This window comes from Mesorhizobium sp. M7A.F.Ca.US.005.03.2.1 (assembly GCF_003997795.1).
In the GTDB taxonomy this organism is placed as follows: Bacteria; Pseudomonadota; Alphaproteobacteria; order Rhizobiales; family Rhizobiaceae; genus Mesorhizobium; species Mesorhizobium ciceri.
Genome location: NZ_RZRP01001501.1, coordinates 1 through 647, shown reverse-complemented (window position 1 = coordinate 647; position 647 = coordinate 1). Strand labels below are relative to the sequence as shown.

General features: G+C 62.0%; 1 protein-coding gene and 1 pseudogene. Both read right to left on the bottom strand.

Going from position 1 to position 647, the window contains the following annotated elements; translation table 11 throughout:
• Positions 1-86, bottom strand: a pseudogene (locus EN991_RS41895) (xanthine dehydrogenase family protein subunit M); the annotation flags it as partial.
• A 12-nt stretch (positions 87-98) separates the two neighbouring features.
• Complete coding sequence (locus tag EN991_RS38730; protein ID WP_127370659.1) at positions 99-542, bottom strand: SRPBCC family protein; 444 nt, start codon at positions 540-542, stop codon at positions 99-101.
• Positions 543-647: the final 105 nt, after the last annotated feature.

The following is a 647-nucleotide window of genomic DNA, read 5'->3' as shown; positions in this document are numbered from 1 at the left end:
CCCCCGCCGAGATAGCGTGTGCCCTGGGCTTTCAGTGCCGCGCTAGCGTCCTTCACCGTTGCAAAAGTCTGCAGTGCCAGCGCCATGGTTGGCTCCTGTCAGCTCTGGCCGGCGAAATGGCTTTTCAGGGCGTTGAAGCCGCCCTGAAAGACATTGGCGCCCATGCCCTCGGCCAGCTTGTCTGCCTCCTCGGGCGCGGCGTCGAAGCTGGCGGTCCATTCGGCGTAGGTGCGGTCGCCATCGGTCACGCGCCGCAGCTGCAGGGTCGCCTTGTGGTTGGTCAGCGGCTGCGGCGTCTCGAGGATGGAGTAGCTGACCAGGTAATTCTGATCGGAGAAGTCGAGCAGCTTTTCGCGCAGGCGGGTGCCGCTGGCGAGCTGGAAATTGCGCACGCAGCCGATCGTGGTGGCATCCTTGCCGTCTTCAATGTGGCTTTCCACCATGCGCGGATGCCAGTCCGGCAGCCCGTTGAAGTCGCGTATGCGCGCCCAGACCTTTTCGACCGGCGCGTCGATGACGCTGGAGATGGTGACTTTGGCCATTCAAAATGTTCCCTTGCAAAAGCGATCCGGTGCAAGGGTAGGGCGGCCATTTCAGCGACGCTTATCAATGCGTCTTGAGCGCCTATCAAGGAGTCTGAAAAAGGG

Bases quoted from the DNA above. Each gene is read 5' to 3' on its own strand.
- EN991_RS38730 (WP_127370659.1), bottom strand. From the start codon at position 542: ATGGCCAAAGTCACCATCTCCAGCGTCATCGACGCGCCGGTCGAAAAG.